This is a genomic window from Micromonospora profundi (assembly GCF_011927785.1).
Classification (GTDB): domain Bacteria; phylum Actinomycetota; class Actinomycetes; order Mycobacteriales; family Micromonosporaceae; genus Micromonospora; species Micromonospora profundi.
In genome coordinates this window covers 557,203-576,968 of the sequence record NZ_JAATJK010000001.1, presented here as the reverse complement: position 1 = coordinate 576,968, position 19,766 = coordinate 557,203, and the positions used below count along the sequence as shown (strand labels likewise).

The 19,766-nt window shown below is 71.0% G+C and carries 17 protein-coding genes; all 17 read right to left on the bottom strand.

The features are described from left to right. Window positions 1–207: 207 nt before the first annotated feature. The 17 genes from F4558_RS02710 to F4558_RS02630 all read right to left on the bottom strand — a co-directional run bounded on the left by F4558_RS02710 (window position 208) and on the right by F4558_RS02630 (window position 19,704). The gene (locus F4558_RS02710; RefSeq protein ID WP_053653345.1) at window positions 208–1,275 is read right to left on the bottom strand and encodes a polyprenyl synthetase family protein; all 1,068 of its coding nucleotides are present in this window, start codon (window positions 1,273–1,275) and stop codon (window positions 208–210) included. After that, a complete protein-coding gene (locus F4558_RS02705) occupies window positions 1,272–2,693 on the bottom strand; it encodes an alkaline phosphatase family protein (RefSeq protein WP_167943077.1) in 1,422 nt (473 codons plus the stop codon). Before F4558_RS02705 ends, F4558_RS02710 begins: the two co-directional genes overlap by 4 nt. Beyond that, the gene (eboE, locus tag F4558_RS02700; protein ID WP_053653347.1) at window positions 2,690–3,889 is read right to left on the bottom strand and encodes a metabolite traffic protein EboE; all 1,200 of its coding nucleotides are present in this window, start codon (window positions 3,887–3,889) and stop codon (window positions 2,690–2,692) included. Before eboE ends, F4558_RS02705 begins: the two co-directional genes overlap by 4 nt. Next, window positions 3,889–4,746, bottom strand: coding sequence for a TatD family hydrolase (locus F4558_RS02695; protein WP_053653348.1), 858 nt, complete (start codon window positions 4,744–4,746; stop codon window positions 3,889–3,891). The genes eboE and F4558_RS02695 overlap by 1 nt, the downstream gene beginning before the upstream one ends. Further along, window positions 4,747–5,355 carry an EboA domain-containing protein gene (locus F4558_RS02690; RefSeq protein ID WP_053653349.1) on the bottom strand — a complete coding sequence of 203 codons (609 nt, stop codon included), beginning with the start codon at window positions 5,353–5,355 and terminating at the stop codon, window positions 4,747–4,749. 59 nt (window positions 5,356–5,414) lie between these two features. Next, window positions 5,415–6,494: a sugar phosphate isomerase/epimerase family protein gene (locus tag F4558_RS02685; protein WP_167943076.1), complete on the bottom strand. Its 1,080-nt coding sequence runs from the start codon at window positions 6,492–6,494 to the stop codon at window positions 5,415–5,417. Then, window positions 6,491–7,414: an SCO3242 family prenyltransferase gene (locus F4558_RS02680; RefSeq protein WP_167943075.1), complete on the bottom strand. Its 924-nt coding sequence runs from the start codon at window positions 7,412–7,414 to the stop codon at window positions 6,491–6,493. Before F4558_RS02680 ends, F4558_RS02685 begins: the two co-directional genes overlap by 4 nt. After that, entirely contained in the window at window positions 7,398–8,564 is a 1,167-nt protein-coding gene (locus F4558_RS02675; protein ID WP_167943074.1) for an inositol-3-phosphate synthase, read from the bottom strand. The genes F4558_RS02680 and F4558_RS02675 overlap by 17 nt, the downstream gene beginning before the upstream one ends. A 628-nt stretch (window positions 8,565–9,192) precedes the next feature. Continuing rightward, window positions 9,193–10,380, bottom strand: a complete 1,188-nt coding sequence (locus tag F4558_RS02670) for a Gfo/Idh/MocA family protein (RefSeq protein WP_369814769.1) — start codon at window positions 10,378–10,380, stop codon at window positions 9,193–9,195. A gap of 53 nt (window positions 10,381–10,433) precedes the next feature. Continuing rightward, window positions 10,434–11,486: a substrate-binding domain-containing protein gene (locus tag F4558_RS02665; protein WP_053653352.1), complete on the bottom strand. Its 1,053-nt coding sequence runs from the start codon at window positions 11,484–11,486 to the stop codon at window positions 10,434–10,436. Window positions 11,487–11,582: 96 nt separating this feature from the next. After that, window positions 11,583–12,710 carry an ABC transporter permease gene (locus tag F4558_RS02660; RefSeq protein WP_167943073.1) on the bottom strand — a complete coding sequence of 376 codons (1,128 nt, stop codon included), beginning with the start codon at window positions 12,708–12,710 and terminating at the stop codon, window positions 11,583–11,585. Continuing rightward, the gene (locus F4558_RS02655) at window positions 12,707–14,215 is read right to left on the bottom strand and encodes a sugar ABC transporter ATP-binding protein (RefSeq protein WP_312877426.1); all 1,509 of its coding nucleotides are present in this window, start codon (window positions 14,213–14,215) and stop codon (window positions 12,707–12,709) included. The genes F4558_RS02660 and F4558_RS02655 overlap by 4 nt, the downstream gene beginning before the upstream one ends. 184 nt (window positions 14,216–14,399) lie before the next feature. Then, window positions 14,400–15,578, bottom strand: coding sequence for an ROK family protein (locus F4558_RS02650; RefSeq protein ID WP_053653354.1), 1,179 nt, complete (start codon window positions 15,576–15,578; stop codon window positions 14,400–14,402). A 259-nt stretch (window positions 15,579–15,837) separates the two neighbouring features. Then, window positions 15,838–16,983, bottom strand: a complete 1,146-nt coding sequence (locus F4558_RS02645; RefSeq protein WP_167943072.1) for a YihY/virulence factor BrkB family protein — start codon at window positions 16,981–16,983, stop codon at window positions 15,838–15,840. Between the two features lie 63 nt (window positions 16,984–17,046). Then, complete coding sequence (locus tag F4558_RS02640) at window positions 17,047–17,856, bottom strand: ABC transporter permease (RefSeq protein WP_167943071.1); 810 nt, start codon at window positions 17,854–17,856, stop codon at window positions 17,047–17,049. A 13-nt stretch (window positions 17,857–17,869) separates the two neighbouring features. After that, window positions 17,870–18,667, bottom strand: a complete 798-nt coding sequence (locus F4558_RS02635) for an ABC transporter permease (RefSeq protein WP_167943070.1) — start codon at window positions 18,665–18,667, stop codon at window positions 17,870–17,872. Between the two features lie 104 nt (window positions 18,668–18,771). Then, window positions 18,772–19,704: an ABC transporter ATP-binding protein gene (locus F4558_RS02630; protein WP_053653356.1), complete on the bottom strand. Its 933-nt coding sequence runs from the start codon at window positions 19,702–19,704 to the stop codon at window positions 18,772–18,774. Window positions 19,705–19,766: the final 62 nt, after the last annotated feature.

Sequence of the window (19,766 nt, the reverse complement as noted above, 5' to 3'; positions counted from 1 at the left end):
TTCCTGACGAAATGACTGCCAGGCCGGGCGCGCGCCGTCGCGCCGGATGCCGTAGCGGTGGTGATGGATCGATGGATTACCGCGCCGCCGGTTCACATCGACGAAACACTGTCGTGTTGGGCACGACACTAAGTTGTGGACGTCGATGTGTCCATAGCTTCCGATGACTTACCATCAACTTTCGTCTATTCGATCGAAAGTTGATGGTCAGGCGCGGCGATCGATCGTCTGTCCCGCCAGCGCCACGAGCGCGGCCCGTGACTCCTCGGTCAGCACGGCGTTACGCAACGCGGTCAACGCCGCGTCCGTCCGGACCCGGATCATCTGCTCGATCCGCTCCCGTGCACCCGTCACCTCGATGATCTCGCGCAGCTCCGCCGCGCCGTCCGCGTCAAGGGAGGGATTGCCGAACAGCTCCCGCAGCCGAGCGGTCTGCGACCGGTCGGCCGCGCTGCGGACCAGCGCCATCATCACCGTCGGCTTGCCCTCGCGCAGGTCGTCAAGCACCGACTTTCCAGTGACAGCCGGGTCACCGAAGACACCCAGCACGTCGTCCCGTAGTTGGAACGCATCACCAAGCGGGTCACCGAACTCGCCCAACGCGGCGAGCAGCTCCGGCCCCGCACCGGCCAGGGCCGCGCCGATCTGCAACGGTCGGGTCACCGTGTACCGGGCGGCCTTCATCCGGATCACGGTGAGCGCGCTTGCCACCGAGCCGTCACCCACACCAGACACCAGGTCCAGGTACTCCCCAGCGATCACCTCGGTCCGCATCAACGCGAACACGCCGTAGCCCCTGTGCACCTGCTCCGTGCTCAGGCCGCACTCGTGGAACATCTGATCCGACCACGCCGCGCACAGGTCCCCGCAGAGCAGCGCCGTGTTGCGCCCGTACGCCTCGGGGTCGCCGCGCCAGGACGAGCGGGCGTGCAGGTCCGCGAATAGACGGTGCACCGACGGCTCGCCCCGGCGACGGTCACTGCCGTCCAGGATGTCGTCGTGGATCAGCGCGAACGCGTGGAACAGCTCCAACGCGGCTGCCGCCACCACGATCGGTGTGCCGTCGGCAGCCCCGGCCCCACGCCAACCCCAGTAGCAGAAGAGCGGGCGCAACCGTTTGCCGCCGGCCAGCACGAACCGTTGCAGCGCGGTGAACACCCCGCGCGGCGCCCCGTCCGGCCAGTCCGGGCCCTGCCGGTCGAGGAAAGCGGCCAGCTCCGCGTCGAAGCGCGCCCGCAGTCCACTCGTGTCGGTCGGTGTGACCGTGACCGTCACGACCCCTCCCCCGGCCGCTCCACTGACCCGTCACCGGCGCTCAGCCCGGCGAGTTCCAGCAGCAGCGCCTTGACCTCGGTGGCCTCGATCCGCTCCCGGGCAGCGGTCGGATCCGAGCAGAGCAGCACAGGGGCGTCCGCCGGATCGGTGGGCAGCCGCCCGTGCGAGCCGCGTACCGCCCGTGCGCCGGCGTCCAGCCCGACGGCGTTCATGAGGTAGCGCATACCGATCTTCTTCCGCGCCAACGCCACCCCGGCGCGGCGCTTTGCCGCCAGCGGCGCGGCCGGGTCGAAGAACAGCTCCGCCGGGTCGTACCCGGGCTTGCGGTGGATCTCGACGAGGCGGGCGAAGTCCGGCGCGCGGGCGTCGTCGAGCCAGTAGTAGTACGTGAACCAGGAGTCCGGCTCGGCCACCAGCACCAGCTCACCGGCGCGCGGATGGTCCAGCCCGTACGCGGCTTTGCCGTCGGCGTCGAGCACTTCGGCCACACCGGGCAACCCGGCGCAGAGCTTCGCCACCGCAGGCACGTCGGCCGGGTCCTTGACGTAGACGTGCGCGACCTGGTGGTCGGCGACAGCGAACGCCTTCGACGTCCACGGGTCGAGGTACTCCATGCCGGCCTGCGTGTGCACCCGCAGCAGCCCTTCGGCGCGCAGCAACCGGTTGACGTCCACCGGCCGGGACACGTCGGTGATGCCGTACTCCGACAGCACCACCACTGTCGCGTCCCGGGCACGGGCGGCGTCCAGCAGCGGGCCGAGCACCGCGTCCAGCTCGGCAGCCGCCGCGGCGGCCTGGGCGGACGACGGGCCGTACCGTTGCAGGTCGTAATCCAGGTGCGGGACGTAGACAAGCGTGAGGTCAGGTGACACGTCGGCGAGGATCTGCTCGGCCGCCTGGCAGATCCACCGCGACGACGGCAGCCCGGCCGTCGGCCCCCAGTAGGTGAACAGCGGGAAGGTGCCCAGCCGCCCGGTCAGCGCGTCGTGCAGCTCCGGCGGGTCGGTGTAGCAGTCCGGTTCCTTGCGCCCGTCGGCGTAGTAGACCGGGCGCGGGGTGACAGTCCAGTTGACGTCCGCGCCCATCGCGTACCACCAGCAGACGTTTGCCACCGTGTAGCCCGGCTCGGCGCGACGGGCGGCCTGCCAGAGCTTGTCCCCGCCGACAAGAGCGTTGTGCTGGCGCCACAGGAACACCTCGCCCAGCTCCCGGAAATACCACCCGTTGCCGACGATGCCGTGCCCGCTGGGCTGCTCGCCGGTGAGGAATGTGGACTGCACCGAGCAGGTCACCGCGGGCAGCACCGTACCCAGCTCGGCCCGGAAGCCGCCGTCGGCGACCCCGCGCAGTCGTGGCATGTGGGCCAGCAGTCGTGGGGTCAGCCCCACCACGTCGAGCACCACCAGTCGTCGGCTCATCGCGTCTCTCCCGTGGTCACGGCCCGCTCGGTGTGCAGGCCAAGGCCAATCAGCTCGTCCCGGGCGAATGCCAGCTCGGCGGCGATACCCGCGGCCAGCTCCGCATCGGTGCCGGGCCGTCGTGCGGCCGGCAGCACCCCCCAGGTGTACGTCTCGACGTCCAGGTGGTCACAGCCGGCGATCGGACCCTCGAACAGCGCGGCGAGGGCGGCGCGCAGCACCGGCAGCGTGGAGCCGAGCGGCTCCTCGGGCGGGGCGTGCAGGGGCACGTGGTAGTGCACCCGCCACGGACCGGGCAGCTCCGCGTCCAGCGCCGCGTCCAGGTCGTCGGCCGCGTACGCCGGGTCGGCCGGGTCTGCCACGCCCGCACAGCCGGCACCTCGGGTCTGGTGCAGGAAGCGCGGCTCCACCCAGCGGCGCAGCGCGTCGGCGCCGCCAGCCGGGTCGGCCGCCTCGACGGCGGCGGAGACCTGCACCTTGACCACTGGCAGGTCGGCCGAGCGCAGCCGGGCAAGCGCAGCCGTCGGCTCCTCCCACGCACAGGCCAGGTGGGCGAGGTCCAGGCAGATGCCCAGCCGGTCCGTGTCCATACTGGACAGTAGCGCGGCTGCCTGGCCGGTGCTCTCCACCACGCAGCCGGGTTCCGGCTCGAAACCGACACGCACCTCCCGGCCGGTGTCGCGTTGCACGGCGGCCAGGCCGGCGGCGAGCTGGTCCAGCCGGTGCCGCGCGGCGTCGGCCCGTTCGGCGTCCCACGGGTGCCGCCAGGCCAGCGGCAATGTGGAGATCGAGCCCCGGGCGGCGTCGTCGGGCAGCAGGTCCGCGAGCACCCGGGCCAGGTTCAGGGTGTACGTCAGTCGCTGCTCGGTGGTCCAGTCCGGGTGGTACACATCGTGTTTGACCACGGGCGCCTGGAAGGCCGCGTACGGGAAGCCGTTGAGGGTGACCACCTCCAGCCCGCGCGCGTCCAGTTCGCCGCGCAGCCGGCGGCGCAGCGCCGGGTCGGCGGCCAGCTCGGCGGCGACCGGGGCGGCGAGCCACAGGCCGAGCCCGAGCAGGTCACTGCCGAGCGCCGCGCGGACCGGCACGGCGTAGGTGTCCAGTTGACCGAGGATGCCGGCGAGGTCCTCGGCGGGGTGCACGTTCGTGCAGTAGCCGAGGTGGATGGTGTCGCCGCCGGCATGTCGCAGCCGCATCAGCTGCCGCCGCGCAGGATCGAGTTGCCGGTCTGCGGGTCCACTGCGGCGGGGTCCTCCAGGTCGGTCAGGTCGAGCCGACCGGACTGCCCGTAGAACTCCACAGGGTTGCGCCACAGCACGCGGTCGACGTCGTCGTCGCCGAACCCGGCCTTCAGCATCGCCTCGCCGGTGGCCCGGGTCAGCAGCGGATCCGAGCGCCCCCAGTCGGCGGCGGAGTTGACGAGCATCCGGTCGGTGCCGTACTCGCGCAGCAGCTCGACCATCCGCAGCGCTGTCATCTTGGTGTCCGGGTAGATCGAGAAGCCGAGCCAGCAGCCGGTATCCCTGACGAGTTTGACCGTCACCTCGTTGAGGTGGTCGACGACGACACGGCCCGGGTCGATGCCGGATTCGGCGACCACTGCGAGGGTGCGCTCGACACCCCGCGCCTTGTCCCGGTGCGGGGTGTGCACCAGTGCCGGAAGGTCGTGCGCCACGGCGAGGGCCAACTGCGCGGCGAACGCCTCGTCCTCCTCGGGCGTCATCGAGTCGTACCCGATCTCGCCGACCGCCACCACCGCGTCCTTGTCCAGGTAGCGGGGCAGCAGGTCGAGCACCGGGCGGCAGCGCGGGTCGTTCGCCTCCTTGGGGTTGAGCGCGATCGTGGCGTGGTGGCGCACCCCGAACTGCCCGGCCCGGAACGGCTCCCACCCGATCAGCGAGTCGAAGTAGTCGACGAACGACGCCGCGCTGGTGCGCGGTTGGCCCAGCCAGAACGCCGGCTCCACGACGGCGCGGACACCGGCGGCGGCCATCCGTTCGTAGTCGTCGGTGGTGCGTGAGGTCATGTGGATGTGGGGGTCGAAGATGCGCATTCACGCCTCCCGGGGCAGTGCGGCGGTGAGCCGGTCGAGCAGGTCGGTGGCGTCGGCGGGCAACTCCCGGCCGGCGGCGTGCCGTTCGGCGGCGAGCGCGGCCAGCATCGCGGCCAACTCCCCGTCAGCGCGGCTCTCCAGGTCGGCGACGGCGGCAAGCGGCACGCCGCTGAACACGCACTTGAGCACCGCCTGCCGCCAGGCGGCCGGGTCGAGGTGGCGGGCGTACGGGCCGAGGGCCGCGGCGACAAGCCGGGTGTCGTTGGTGCGGATCGCGTCGTGCAGCAGCGGCACCGCCTCGGCGCCGATCGGCAGCAGCGGCAGGGCCCGCAGCACGGCACGCCGTTCGGCAGCGTCGCCATGCTGGTAGAGGGTGTCGGCGTAGGCGGCGTGCTCGCCGGGCAGTGCGGTGAGCAGCAGCACCCGGGCCGCGTCGTCGGCGGTCCAGCCGGGCGCGTCGGGCAGGGCGCCCCGGCCGCAGCGCCTGCCGACCACCGGAAAGAGCCGGTTGATCGCGGTGGGCTCGGCCGCGACCCGGTGCAGCGCCGCGTCCAGCCATTCGGGATCGGGTACGCCTCGAAGCGCGGCCCGCAATGAATCCGGTGTCATCCCGTCTCCTCCCCTTGTGCTGCTCCGCAGGGCACCCCAGGCACGCCCTTTGCTCTGCTTCAACCCACGCGACGGCCAGTGTCCGGAGAGCGGACGGTCGCTGGTGCGTCCGTTGAAGCAGAGCAAAGGAGGCCTGCGGGTACCTCGGCCTCGGTGTCGCCCCCGACCGCCGCGCGGGCGCCGCCGCCGACCGCCGCGCGGGCGCCGCCGCTCACGGCCGGCTCGACCGGCGAGGCAGCGGCAGCGGCAGCAGCGCGCAGGAACTCGATGGACCGGGCGGCCACGGCGGGCGCGGCGTGCGAGTCCCGGGGCAGCTCGACGGCTACCAGCCCGCCGTAGCCGGCCTCGGCCAGCGCGGCCAGCACCGGCGGGAAGTCGATCTCGCCGGTACCGAACTCCAGGTGCTCGTGCACACCTCGGCGCATGTCGTCGATCTGAACGTTGACCAGGTGCTCGGCAATCTCGGCGACGCACTGCGGCACCGGCCACGGCTCCAGGCAGCGGCAGTGTCCGATGTCGAGGGTGATGCCGAAGGGGGCCGGGTCGCCGAGTGCAGCGCGCAGCCGGCGCCAGCCGGCGATGTCCTCGACGAGCATCCCCGGTTCCGGTTCGAAGCCGAGGGTGACGCCGGCGGCGTCCGCGGCGTCGACGACTGTGGCGCAGCCGGCTACGAGCCGGTCCCAGGCGACCTGCGGTGCGACCTCGTCGGGGCGTACGCCGGCCCAGAAGGAGACCGCCTCCGCGCCGAGATCGGCACCGATCCGCACGGCCCGGCGCAGGAACTCGATCCGCCGGGTCGGGTCGTCGTGCAGCAACGTCGGAGCGTGCTTGTGCCACGGGTCGAGCAGGTAGCGGGCGCCGGTCTCGATCACCAGCCCGAGGCCCAGCGCGCTCAGCCTCCGACCGAGCACGGCGATCCGGCGGGTGAGCCCCGGCGCGAACGGGTCGAGGTGGTCGTGGTCCAGGGTGAGAGCCACGCCGTCGTAGCCGAGGTCGGCGATGACGGCGAGCGCGTCGTCGAGTCGGTGGTTGGCGAAACCGTTCGTGCCGTACCCGAGGCGCAGGGTCGTGGCGTCGGCGCCCGGCGGGCTCGCATCGGGCGCACCGCCTGGCGACTGTCGGGGATGAGGAACCGTCATGTCGGTGAGACCTTCCGGGCCAGCCGGCGACCCAGTGGCGCGGCCGCCGCGACGGCCAGCCCGAGCAGGCTGGCTCCACCGCGCGCGGTGAGTGCTCCCTGTAGGGCGGGCAGCCCGGTGATCCCGGCGCCGACGGCGGCGCGGACCTTTCCGGCCGAGGGGTCCTGGACCACCCGGACCTGCGCCGCGCCGTACCGGGCGGCGTACCACCCGGCCAGCACGGCGGGCAGCGCAGGCGCGATCCCGGCCCACCGGGTCCGGCTCGCGCGCACACCGGCAGGGTCGGCGGTTCGGGTCGCCGCACGTCGGACGCCCGGACCGGCGACCACTGCGCTGGCGGCGACCACTGCGGTGCCGGCCAGCGTACGCAGCGGCAGTGCGGTGTCGGCGCCGCTTACCTCCCGGCGGGACAACTCGGTGACCGTCCAGGTGTGCGCGGCGACGGTGATCGCCGAGGGCAGTGCCCGCGCCAGCCGGCCACCGGACGCGCCGAGCAGCACGTCAAGCCCCCGGCAGGCGGCCATCACTGCGGGACCGGCCGCTGTGTTCTTGGCCAGCAGGTCGTACCCCCAGATGGTGGCGGCCAGCGGCACCGCGAGCGCGGCCGCGCGGCGACCGCCCACGGCGGCGGCCAGGCCCACACCGGCGGCGGTGAGGCCTGCGGCGAGACCGACCGCGGCGGCCGGTGTGACACGGCCGCTGGGGATCGGCCGCTCGGGCCGTTCGACGGCGTCCAACCGCCGGTCAGCCCAGTCGTTGGCGGCCATGCCGGCCCAGTAGAGAAGCACCGAGGCTCCCGCCAGGGCGGGGGTACGCGGGCTCAGCGTGCCGGCCGCCGCAGCGCCGGCGACGACGTCACCCGGAACCGAGAGCGCGGCCGGCGCCCGGACCAGCTCGGCGAGGTCAGCCAGCGTGGTCATCGGAACCATCCGGGCCGGCGTGCAGCCGCTTGGCGAAGTCGGTGAGCCGGGCCCACTGCTCGGCCAGCGAGTGGGTCGACGCGCCGAGCGGGTCCTTGAAGAAGAAACCCAGCTCGACAAGTGGCCCGACGCGCCCGGCGGCGTGCGCGGCGGCGGTGAGCCGGGCCAGGTCGAGCACCAGCGGCGCGGCAAGCGCGGAGTCGCAGCCGTGCCAGGTGAACTCCATCCGCATTCCGGTGCCGAGGAACCCGGCGAACGTGATCAGATCCCAGGCGGTCTTGAAGTCGCCCAGCTCCTCGACGTACTCGATGCGGGTGCCGCCCTGCGGCACATAGCCCAGCGTCTCGCCGAGCACCCGCTGCTTGCTCTGCACCTTTGCCGCGTTGGCGGCCGGGTCGGCGAGGGTGGCGCCGTCGCCACCGCCCAGCAGATTGGTGCCCGACCAGGAGCGCACCGCCAGGTTGCGCATCGCGAACATCGGCGCGAGGACCGATTTCACTAGCGTCTCGCCGGTCTTGCCGTCATGTCCGGCGTACGGCAGCCGGGCCTCTTCGGCCAGCGCCGTCAGCGCCGGAAGCCGCAGCCCGGTGGACGGGGTGAAGTCGACGTACGGGCAGCCGGCCAGCAGCGCCGCGTAGCCGTACAGGGAGCTGGGTGGCAGCACCTCGTCGGGGCCGGCGACGGCGTCGCGCAGCGCGGCCGGGTCGGCGTGCCCGGGGTGCGGTCGGGGGGCCGCCTCGGTGGCGGAGACGTTCACCATCACCACCCGGTCCAGCTCGTGCCGCGTACGGAAATCGGTGAGGTCACGGACCACGGCGGCGACCCGGTCGGCCTGGGTGTCGCCGGTCGGTGCGGGGCGCAGCTCCTGCTCGACGGCTGCCATCTCGTCGCGGAGCGCGGCGACCAGCCGGCCGGGTATGACGCCGCTGGCAGCCAGCGCCTCGGCGCGCTTGCACAGCGGCGTGGTGGCCAGGTCGTGCCCGCCGAAGACCAGGTCGGCGAAGGACGGCAGCGCGGGACCGCGCAGCTCCGGCAGTTCGGTGACGCAGCCGGTGGGCCCGGCCAGGCCGGCTCGCAGCGCGAGTCCTCCGACGATGCTGGTGGTCGCGACCGAACCGCGCGCTCCCACCAACCAGACACCTGTTCGCATGGTGCTCCTTCCCCGTTCAGGAGGAACCGTCGGTGCACTTCAATCAAATATAGGAATATCAGAATATTCTTCGTAAAGATACGGCAGTGGTGGATGGGCCCCGCCCACCCGACCCGCACCGGAAAAGACGCCGGATTCCGGCATCGGCGTCGGCGGCGACGACGACGGACCGGCTCCCGATTCGGGTACGGGCAGACGGGGCTGGCAGGCAGGGTCGGTCGGCGTCTCGACCCTGCCTCCCCCGCATCCGGCCGGTCAGGGCGTTGGCGTGCCCCGACCGGACGTCTCAGGTCGCCGCGCCCACCGGATCCTCAACCGGGACACGGCCCGCCGGACATCGGCGGACGACAACGGTACGGGTGGGGGCAGCGGCGAACGGTGCCATCGGGTCCTCCCGATCTCCGGGGTGGTGGCGGTCCTCCGGTGTGGCCGGGGAATCCCGGTCCGGCCACACCGGACAACCGTCCTGCTTGTGCGCCACCGGGCCGTCAGGCCCGGCCGCACACCTTCCGGTGCCGACCTCGTCCCGACCGCGGGGCGCAAACCGCTGTCGGTCCCTCGCCGGTCGGCTCCGGAAAGCTGGTCGGGCGACGGCGGCGCGAGCACCGCCGTCGCGGAGTGGTCAGGGTCAGACGGCCACCGCGGTCAGCGCCGGCTCCACCTCGGTCCAGGTGGATCCGACCTCCGCCGAACGGGTCACCGCGTCCAGCACAAGCTGGACCTGCAACGCGTCGGCGAAGGACGGCGCCGGGTCGGTGCCCGTGGCGATCGCCTCGATGAAATCGCGCATCTGGTGGGTGAAGGAGTGCTCGTAGCCGATGATGTGGCCGGGCGGCCACCACGCCGACATGTACGGGTGCTCGCCCTCGGTCACCAGAATCCGGCTGAATCCCTGCTCCAGGGTCGGCCGGGTGGCGTCGTAGAACTCCAGCTCGTTGAGGCGCTCCAGGTCGAAGACCACGCTGCCCAGCGAGCCGTTGATCTCGACACGCAGAGCGTTCTTCCGACCCGTGGCGAACCTGCTCGCCTCGTACGTGGCAAGGGCGCCACCGTCGAGCCGGGCCACGAAGATCGCGGCGTCGTCGACGGTGACCGGCCCGGTGGCCGGGCCGCTGCCGTCGGCCGAGCCGTCCATGGTGGCCGCCAACCCGCTCGACCCGGCCGGCAACGGCCGCTCCTTGACGAACGTCTCGGTGACCGCGCTGACGCCGGTGATCCGCTGACCGACGACGAACTGCGTCAGGTCGATGATGTGCGCACCGATGTCACCGAGCGCGCCGGAGCCCGCCCGTTCCTTCTGCAACCGCCAGACCAGCGGGAACTGCGGGTCCACGATCCAGTCCTGCAGGTACGTCGCTCGGACGTGCCGAATCACCCCGAGTCGTCCGTCGGCGACCATCTGGCGCATCATCGTGACCGCCGGCACCCGACGGTAGTTGAACCCGCACATCGACCGCGCCCCGGCGGCCCGTGCGGTGTCCGCCGCAGCGGTCATCGCCCGTGCCTCGGCAACCGTGTTGGCCAACGGCTTTTCGCACAGGACGTGCTTGCCGGCTGCCAACGCGGCGAGGGCGATCTCGGCGTGACTGTCACCCGGGGTGCAGATATCGACCACGTCGATGTCGTCCCGGTTGATCAGGTCACGCCAGTCTGTCGTGTACGCGTCCCAGCCGAGCCGGTCGGCGGCCTGCGCCACCTGCCCGGAGTCCCGGCCGCAGATCAGCGCCATGCTGGCCCGCGCCGGCAGGTCGTACACGCGGTTCACTGTGCGCCACGCCTGCGAGTGCGCGGCGCCCATGAACGCGTAACCGACCATGCCGATCCGCAGTTCTCTGTCTGTCGTGGACAAGGTGGGTCTCCCCCCAGATGTCAGAACCCGAGCTTCTCGTAGCTGCTCGCGTTCTCCTTGGTGATCGTCTCGGAGGCGAGCGTCACTTCCTTCGGCACCTGCAACTCCGTCAGGTCGCCCAGGCCGCGACCCTGCGCGATGAGCCGCGCCAGGGAGATCGCCGACGAGGCCATCGACGGGTTGTAGGTGACCGTCGCCTTGAGGACTGTGTTGTCGGCCTTGATGGCGTCGATGGCGAGCTTCGACCCCGCGCCGCCGACCATGAAGAACTCCGACCGGTTGGCCTGCTTGATGGCGGCCAACACACCGATGCCCTGGTCGTCGTCGTGGTTCCAGATCGCGTCGATCTTCGGCAGGGCCTGGAGCAGCTGGGCGGCCTCACGCTGACCGCTGTCCGAGGTGAACTCGGCCGAACGGCGGTTGGCGACCTTGAACCCGTACGTGGCCAGGGCGGCCTTGAAGCCCTCGCTGCGCTCGACGGTCAGCGGGATCTCCAGACCGGCGATCTCACCGATGATCGGGTTGGCGACGCCCTTGTCCTTGAGCTGCTTGCCGATGAAGTGCCCGGCCGAGACGCCCATGCCGTAGTTGTCACCCTTGATGACCAACCGGGAGGCCAGCGCGTCGGGGAAGATCCGGTCGAGGTTGACGATCGGGATGCCTGCCTGCATCGCCTGGAGGGCAACAGCGTTGACCTCCTTGCCGTCGTGCGGCAGCACGACGATGATGTCCGGCTTCTGGGCGATGAGCGTGCCGAGCGTGGACCGCTGGGCCTCGGACGTCGTACCGCCGTCGACCTCCTTGAACTCCACATCGGAGTACGCGGCGGCCTGCGCCTTGGCGTTGGCGTGGATCGCGCCCATCCAGCCGTGGTCGGCGGCCGGCGCCGAGAAGCCGATGACGACCTTCTTGCCCGGTGCGTTGTTGCCGGCACCATCACCGGCGGCCTTGGTCTGGGTGCTGGCCGCCGGGGTCTCGTTGCTGGTGCAGGCGGTGAGCAGGGTGGCGGCGCCGACAGCGGCCCCGCCGAAGAGCAGCCGGCGGCGCGACAGGTCGCGGCTGTGCTGGGTCATGACGACCTCCTGGGAGCGGATGGAGTGGTGAAGGGTGTGCGAGGCCCGGCCACCGTCGAAAAGGTCGACGTCGCCAGGTGCAAACGGTGCGGTGCGTCAGGTTGCGGTGGTGACCCTGTTCCGCGCGAGGAACCGTGTGAAGGACTTGAACTGGAACTGCTGGACCAGGACGGCTGCGACGATGATGCCGCCCTTGACCATGTTCTGCGCCTCGATGGAGAGGCCGTTGATGGCGAAGAGATTCGTGATCGTGGCGAAGATGATGACGCCGAGCAGCGAGCCGACGATCGTGCCCCGGCCGCCGCTGAGCAGCGTGCCGCCGATGATCGCGGCGGCGATCGCGTCCAGCTCGTAGAGGTTCGCCATCGCCGCCTGGGCCGAGGTCGCCTGGGAGGTGAGCATGATGGCGGCGATACCGCAGCAGAGGCCGGACAGCGCGTACAGCAGCATCGTGTGCCGGCGGACGTTGATGCCGGCCAGCCGCGCCGCCTCCGGGTTGCCGCCGACCGCGATGGTCCGCCGGCCGAAGGTCGTCCGGTTGAGCAGGATCCAGCCGGCCAGCACCACAGCGCCGAGGATGTAGACGAGGATCGGAATGCCGAGGACCTTGCGGGCGGCGATGTCGTTGATGAAGGTGCTGCTCGACACCTGGGTCTGCTTGTTGGAGATCGATGCCGCGAGGCCGCGGGCGGCCACGAGCATTGCGAGCGTCGCGATGAACGGCACCAGCCGCCCGTACGAGATGAGCACGCCGTTGACAAGGCCGACGCAGATGCCCACCACGATGGCCGTGAAGATCATGCCGCCCGCGCCGTAGCTCTGGGTCGCCACGGTGGTGCACCAGACCCCGGCCAGCGCCACGATCGCGCCCACCGACAGGTCGATCCCACCACCGATGATCACGAAGGTCATGCCGACCGTCACCACACCCACCACCGAGGCGAGCTGGAGGATGGCAAGCACGTTGTTCCAGACCCAGTTCGGATCGCCGTACAGGTCCGGTTTGGTGACCATGCCGACCACGATGAGCGCGGCGAGCACACCGATCAGACCCAGGTTGCGCTTGGCACCGTCGCCGCCGTCGCCCTGCCACCAGGAGAGCCGGCCCGTCGATGCCGCCTTGTCGCCGGCCACCGCCGTCTCCGCCGGATCCACCGGCGGCGACTGGGCCGGAAGCTGCGGGCGCTCCGGTGTCGCTGTGGGGCTGGGAGTCGCGTCGCTCATGCCGGTGCGCCTTCCATCAGGGACCCCGCCATCACGAGGTCGAGCACAGTGTTCTCGTCGAGTTCGCCGGCCGGGGCCTCGCGGACGACCCGCCCCTCCCGCATCACCAGCACCCGGTCGGCCAGGCCGAGCACCTCGGGCACCTCGCTGGAGACCAGCAGGACACCGACGCCCTGCGCCGCCAACCCCCGGATGACCTGGTAGAGCTCCGCCCGGGCACCCACGTCCACGCCCCGGGTGGGCTCGTCGAGCAGCAGCAGCTTGGTGCCGCCGAGCAGCCAGCGCCCGACCACCACCTTCTGCTGGTTACCGCCGGACAGGGTGCGCACCGGCCGGTTGACATCCAGGGGCCGCAACTCCAGGCTCTCGGCGATCCGGTTCGCCTCGGCGCGTTCCCTGCCGGCGTCGGTGAAGCCGAGCCGCGCGTACCTGCCGAACGTGGCAAGCGTGACGTTGCGGAAGATCGGCTCACCCAGCAGCAGCGCCTGACTCTTGCGCTCCTCGGGAGCCATCCCCATGCCGGCACGGACCGCCGCGCCGACACCGGGACGCAGCGCACGCCCTTCCATCCGCACCGTGCCGGCCTCGGGAAGGCGGGCGCCGTAGATGGTCTCCAGCAGCTCCGAGCGGCCGGAACCCACGAGGCCGGCGATGCCGACGATCTCCCCGGCGCGCACGGTGAGCGAGACGTCGGCGAACTCGCCCGGACGGGTCAGCCCCTCCACCTGGAGCAGGTCGGCGCCTGTGGTGTCGTCGGCGGGCCGGTCGGGGAAGACGTACTCGATGGTGCGGCCGGTCATCCGGCTCACCAGGTCGCGGGTCGGGGTGTCGCGCGCCGGCAGGTTCGCCGCGGTGGTCCGGCCGTCCTTGAGTACGGTGACCCGGTCGCCGATCTCGCGGATCTCCTCCAGGCGGTGGGAGATGTAGATGACGGCGATGCCCTGTGCCGTCAGCTCGCGAATGATCCGGAACAGGTTGCCGACCTCGTCGTGGGCCAGCACGGCGCTCGGCTCGTCCATGATGATCAGTCGGGCCTCGTGCGAGAGCGCCCGCGCCATGCTGACGATCTGCTTACCGGCGGCCGGCAACGACCGGACCATCCGTCCCGGCGGGATCTCGCCGTGGCCGAGCCGACCGAGGATCTGCCGGGTGTGCCGGGCCATCCGGCCACGCCGCACGAACCCGAAGCGGCGGTGCTCGTGACCGAGGAAGGCGTTCTCCGCCACCGACAGATCCTCGACGAGGTCGAGCTCCTGGTAGATGGTGGCGATACCGGCGCGCATCGCTGCCTGCGGGTTGGCGAACGTCACCGGCTCACCGCGCCACTCGACAAGACCCGAATCCGGTCGGTGCACGCCGGAGAGCACCTTGATGAGCGTGGACTTGCCGGCACCGTTCTGACCGAGCAGGCAGTGCACCTCGCCGGCCCGCACTTCCAACTGCACGCCGTCGAGGGCGCGTACACCAGGGAAGGTCTTGACGACGTCGGTGAGGCGCAGGACCACCTCGCCCGCGACGGTGTCAGCGGGGGCCTCGACCAGCGGCGCCCCGGCGTCGGCGTCCGCGGACCCGGTGGGGGCGTTCTCCTCGGGCTGGGCCACAGTCTCCTCCTCGCTCACGACTGTTGCTCGGTTGACGACCGCGGCGTCGCGGGCGGCGGGATGACGGGCGGCATCTCGGGCCGCGGGCTCATGACGCTTCCCCGAATGCGACATCGCTGGCGAGCACCGCCGCGCCGGCGACGCCGGCCCGGTTGCCCAGCTCGGACAGCACGACTGGCAGGTTGCCGGTGGCCAGTGGCAGCGACCGGCGGTAGACCACGCTGCGGATCTCGGCGAGCAGGATGTGCCCGAGCTGGGCCAGCCCGCCGCCGATGACGATCATCGACGGGTTCGTGAAGCTGACCAGGCCGGCGAGCACCCCACCGACCCGCCGGCCGCCGTCGCGGATCAGCTGGATACAGGTCATGTCACCCTCGATGGCGCCCTCGGCGACGTCCAGGGCGGTCACCGCGCCGCGCAGGCTCAACCGCTCGGCAAGTGCCGGCGACACCCCGCTACGGGCGGCGGCGGTGGCGTCCTTTGCCAGCGCGGCGCCGCTGAACAGCGCCTCCAGGCAGCCGACATTGCCGCAGGAGCACATCGGTCCGTGCGAGTCGACCTGGATGTGGCCGATGTCGCCGGCGCAGCCGTCGGTGCCCCGGTAGACATCGCCGGTGAGGTAGATGCCGCAGCCGATGCCGGTGCCGATCTTGATGAAGAGGAAGTCGTCGACCGAGTGGGCCACGCCGCCGTGACGCTCGCCGATCGCCATGATGTTGACGTCGTTGTCGACCACCGCCGGGCAGCCGTGCTCCCGGCTGAGCAGCTCGCGCACCGGGAAGCGGTCCCAGCCGGGCATGATCGGCGGTGAGACGGGGACGCCGTCACGGAAGCTGACCGGCCCCGGCACGCCGACGCCCACCGCGTCCAGCCGCTCGTACGCGCCGTCGACCCGGGCCTTGTGCAGCAACTCGTTCACCCGTTGCAGGGTCACCTTGGGCCCGTTGCGGATGTCGGCAGGCTCGGCGTAGTGGGCGACCGGTTCGAGCCGGCCGTTCACCACCTCGATGTCCATCGAACTGGCGCCCAGGTCGACGGCCGCGAAGCGCAGCTTCGGGTTCAGCTCGACGAGTGTGGAGCGACGTCCACCCCGGGACGCGGCGAGGCCCGCCTCGGCGACGTAACCCAGGGACACCAGGCGCTCCAGCTCGGCAAGCAGCCGGGGGCGGGGCATCTGGAGCCGGTCACCCAACTCGGCACGGGACACGGCCCCCTCGTCGCGGAGCAACCGCAACAGTCGGACATGCAGGGGCTCGACGGTCCGCACCGGGACTCACCTCTTCATCGAACTCGTTCACATCGACGCAATGTCGAGGTGTTGTGTCCGACACAGTAGGAGCGTTCCGCGCCGCCTGTCCAGAGCTTCGGCCGTTCTGTTCTCAACTTTTGTCCTAAGGAACAAAAGCTACTAGTCGATCAAGGAAAGGGTGACCGAGTGCCCTCGCCTGCTCGCGGCGCGTACCGATCAGCGGGCAAAAAGCCGCCCCACCACCCGTTTTGCGGGCGGCGGGGCGGCAGAGGACAGGTCAGTGACTGCCTGCGGCGTTCCGCTTCTTGCGGAGCTTCCGATCGTCGCGCAGCTCGACGTACGGCTCGTCGTCGGCCGGGTGGCCGGCCGAGATGGCCCGGCCGCGCTCCAACTCGGCGTCGAACTCGGCACCCAGCAGGATCGCGATGTTGCTGAGCCACAGCCAGATCAAAAAGATGATCACGCCGGCCAGTGCCCCGTACGTCTTGTTGTAGGAGCCGAAGTTGCTCACGTAGAAGGCGAACAGACCGGAGATCACCAGCCAGATCACCACTGCCAGCACGCCACCCGGGCTGACCCAGCGGAACCCGCCGTGCCGCGCGTTCGGCGAGGCCCAGTAGAGGATGGCGAACATCAGGCTGACGAGGATCAGCAGCACCGGCCACTTGGCGACGTTCCACACCGCTACCGCCGTCGAGCCGAGGCCGATAGCGTTTCCGACCAGCTCGGCGAAGCGGCCGGTGAAGACCACGATCACCGCGCAGGTCAGCAACAGCACGCCGATCACGGCAGTGACGCCGACCCGGATCGGCAGCGTCTTCCAGATCGGCCGGCCCTCCGGCACGTCGTAGATCGTGTTCGACGCACGCATGAACGCCGCGATGTAACCGGACGCGGACCAGAACGCGGCAAGCAGACCGATGATCGCCGCGATGCTGGCCAGCCCGCCGCTGCCCTGCGCCTGGGTGATCGCGTCCTCGATGATCTTCTGGATGTTGCCCTCCGGCACCGCCTGGTTGACGGTGTCCTTGACGCCCTCGGTGGCACTCGTGCCGAGCAGGCCGAGGATGGAGATCAGCACCAGCAGCCCGGGGAAGATGGACAGCACGCTGTAGTAGGTGAGCGCCGCCGCCCAGTCGGTCAGGCTGTCGTCCTGGAACTCGCGGACCGTCCGGCGCAGCGCCGCCTTCCAGTCGCTGCCGGGCAGATCGGTGGGGCTGTCCGGCCCGGCGTCGGGACCGACCGGCCGGCTGGCGTCCGCACGCCCACTTCCGCTGGCGTCCTCGCGCCCGGTCCCGCCGGCACTCTGGCGCCCGGTCCCGCCGGCACTCTGGCGCCCGGTCCCGCCGGCACTCTCGCGCTCGGTCCCGTCGGCGTCCGTGCGCCCGGTCCCGCTGCGGGCGGATGACTCGTCGGAGGCCATCGCCCCTCCTCATCGTCGGTGGTGTCACCTCCGACATGCCCCGTGGGCGGCGGCCGGTAACCCCTACCTGTAGAGCAACCTGCCCATCCGGCGCGACGCCACCAGCAGGCCGACCGCCAGCATCACCAGCAGGTAGAGCACGTCGAGCAGCCAGGACCACCCGACGCCGCCGAGCGTGACACCGCGGATCAGGTGCACCGCCCGGTACAACGGCGTGACCTCGATCAGCCAGTGCAACAGCGTCGGGTACGCCTGCGCCGGCACGAACGTGCCCGAGAAGAGGAAGAGCGTGAACTGGGCGGAGCCCATCAGGTCGAAGTCCTGCCAGCTACGCATGAACGTGGACAGCGCCATGCCGAGCCCACCGAACGCGAACCCGACAAGCACCGCCGCCGGAAAGGCAGTCACCGCGTGGGCGACGTTTGTCAGGCCCAGCGCGACCATCACCGCGAGGAACGCCGCCGAGTACGCGCTGCCCCGCAGCATCGCCCAGCTCAACTCACCGACGGCGATCTCGAAAGGCCGTACCGGGGTGGCGATCATCCCGTCGTACAGCTTCATGTATTTCATCTTGCCGAAGAAGTTGAATGTGGTCTCCGCGAGCGCCCCGGTCATCGCCGACGAGGCGAGCATCGCCGGAGCGACGAACGCGGCGTACGACACGAGGCGCCCGTCGGGCAGCGGCAGGTCACCGACCAGCGATCCGACGCCCACCCCGATGGACAGCAGGTAGAGCAGCGGCTCCACGAAGCCAGAGATCAGCAGCAGCCAGTAGACGGACTTCAGCGCCGCGACGTTGCGCTCGACCACCGAGCCCGACCGCCGGGACGCGGCCGAGACATCGACCATCCGGGGCAGCATCAGCGTGACCACGAAACCTCCTCCCCTAGACGACGAGCTTGCGGCGGAAGGCACGAAGCGCCAGCAGCCAACCGGCGACCGCCCACGCCCCCAGGTAGAGCAGGTGCCCGACGACCGACCACTGTGGGGCGACACCGAGAGTGGCCGCCCGGCACAGGTCGACGGCGTGCCACAGCGGCGTCGCGTACGCCAGCCAGCGCAGCGCGTCGGGCAGCGACTCGACGGGGAAGAAGACCCCGGCGAACAGCGTCATCGGGATGACAGCGAACCGGAACAGCATCGCCAGCCAACTGTCGGTGGACACCGACGCGGAGAACGCGAAGGTCGGCCCGGCCACCCCCAGCGCGAGCAGCGCCACCACCGGCAGGGTGGCCACCGCCCACGGTGACCGCAACGCCCCGAACAACCCGGTGACCAGCAGGAACGCCACGATCGTCGTGAGCACCCGGAACAGCACGAAGGCCAGGTGCCCGGCCAGTATGTCGCCCACCCGCAGCGGCGACGCGCTCTGCGCGAAGTAGGTCTTGACCCACTGGAAGTTGCTGAACACCGGCCAGGTCGAGTCACCGACAGTCACCTGGAGCGCGGTCGAGGCGATCAGCCCAGGGACCAGCCAGTCGAGGTACCGCACACCGCCGACGCCCTGGTCGATGTACGCGCCGACGCCGAGCCCGAAGCCGAGCACCGTCAACACCGGCAGCAGGAACGAGGAGAACACCCCCGCCCGCCAGGTGCGTCGCAGACCGACCAGATAGTGCTCGAACACTGCGTACGCCGGCACCCAGGGAGCCCGCGCCCGCCCCGCCACACTCACAATGACCACCCCCGTGTCCCGACCTTTCCTACCCCGGGGGTACGACAGGCCGCGGTCACCCTACGGCGACGCCTTCGACGTGTCGCCCGGGTTTCGCTCCCTTGATCGGCCCGTCAGTCGACAAGGGTGCGGCCGGTCAGGTGCAGGAAGACATCTTCGAGGCCACTGCGCCGCACCAGCACGTTTGCCGGGGTGAGCCCCGACGCGGAAACCTCGACGACCGCCGCGTCGCCGTCGGGCACGTAGAGCAGGACCCGGTCGGGCAACACCTCGACCCGCTCCCCCAGCCCGGCGAGCTTGCCGGCGAACGGCTCCTGCGACTCGGCGGCGAAGCGCAGCTCGACCACCTCGCGGGTGGAGTGCTGCTCGATCAGCTCCCGAGGTGAGCCTTCGGCGACGATCCGCCCGCCGTCCATCACCACCAGCCGGTCGCAGAGCTGCTCGGCCTCGTCCATGTAGTGCGTGGTGAGCACCAGCGTGACGCCCTGCTGTTTGAGCCGGAACAGCCGCTCCCACACCAGGTGCCGGGCCTGCGGGTCCAGGCCGGTGGTCGGCTCGTCGAGCAGCACGATCTCCGGGTCGTTCACAAGCGCGCGGGCGATTGTCAGCCGGCGCTTCATCCCGCCGGAGAGTGGCTCGACCTTGCTGTCGGCCCGCTCGGTGAGCTGGACGAAGTCGAGCAGCTCGGCGGCCCGCTCCTTTGCCACCCGGCGCGGGATGCCGAAGTAGCGCGCGTAGACGGTGAGGTTTTCCCGAACGGTCAGCTCCGGGTCGAGGTTGTCCATCTGCGGGCACACGCCGAGCCGAGCCCGGATGGCAGGCCCGTCAGCCACCGGGTCCATGTCGAGGATGCGCAGCTCACCGCCGCTCGGCGGGGAGATGCAGCCGATCATCCGCATGGTGGAGGACTTGCCGGCGCCGTTGGGACCGAGGAAGCCGAACGCCTCACCCGAGCGCACCTCGACGTCGATGCCGTCCACGGCGGTGAAATCACCGAACCGTTTCACAAGCCCACGAGCCTGAATCAGTGATCGCCCCGAAGTCACCGCCCGACCCTAACCGCCGGGTCCGACACCCCTCCACGCAAATACGCGCACCGGGCAGGCTG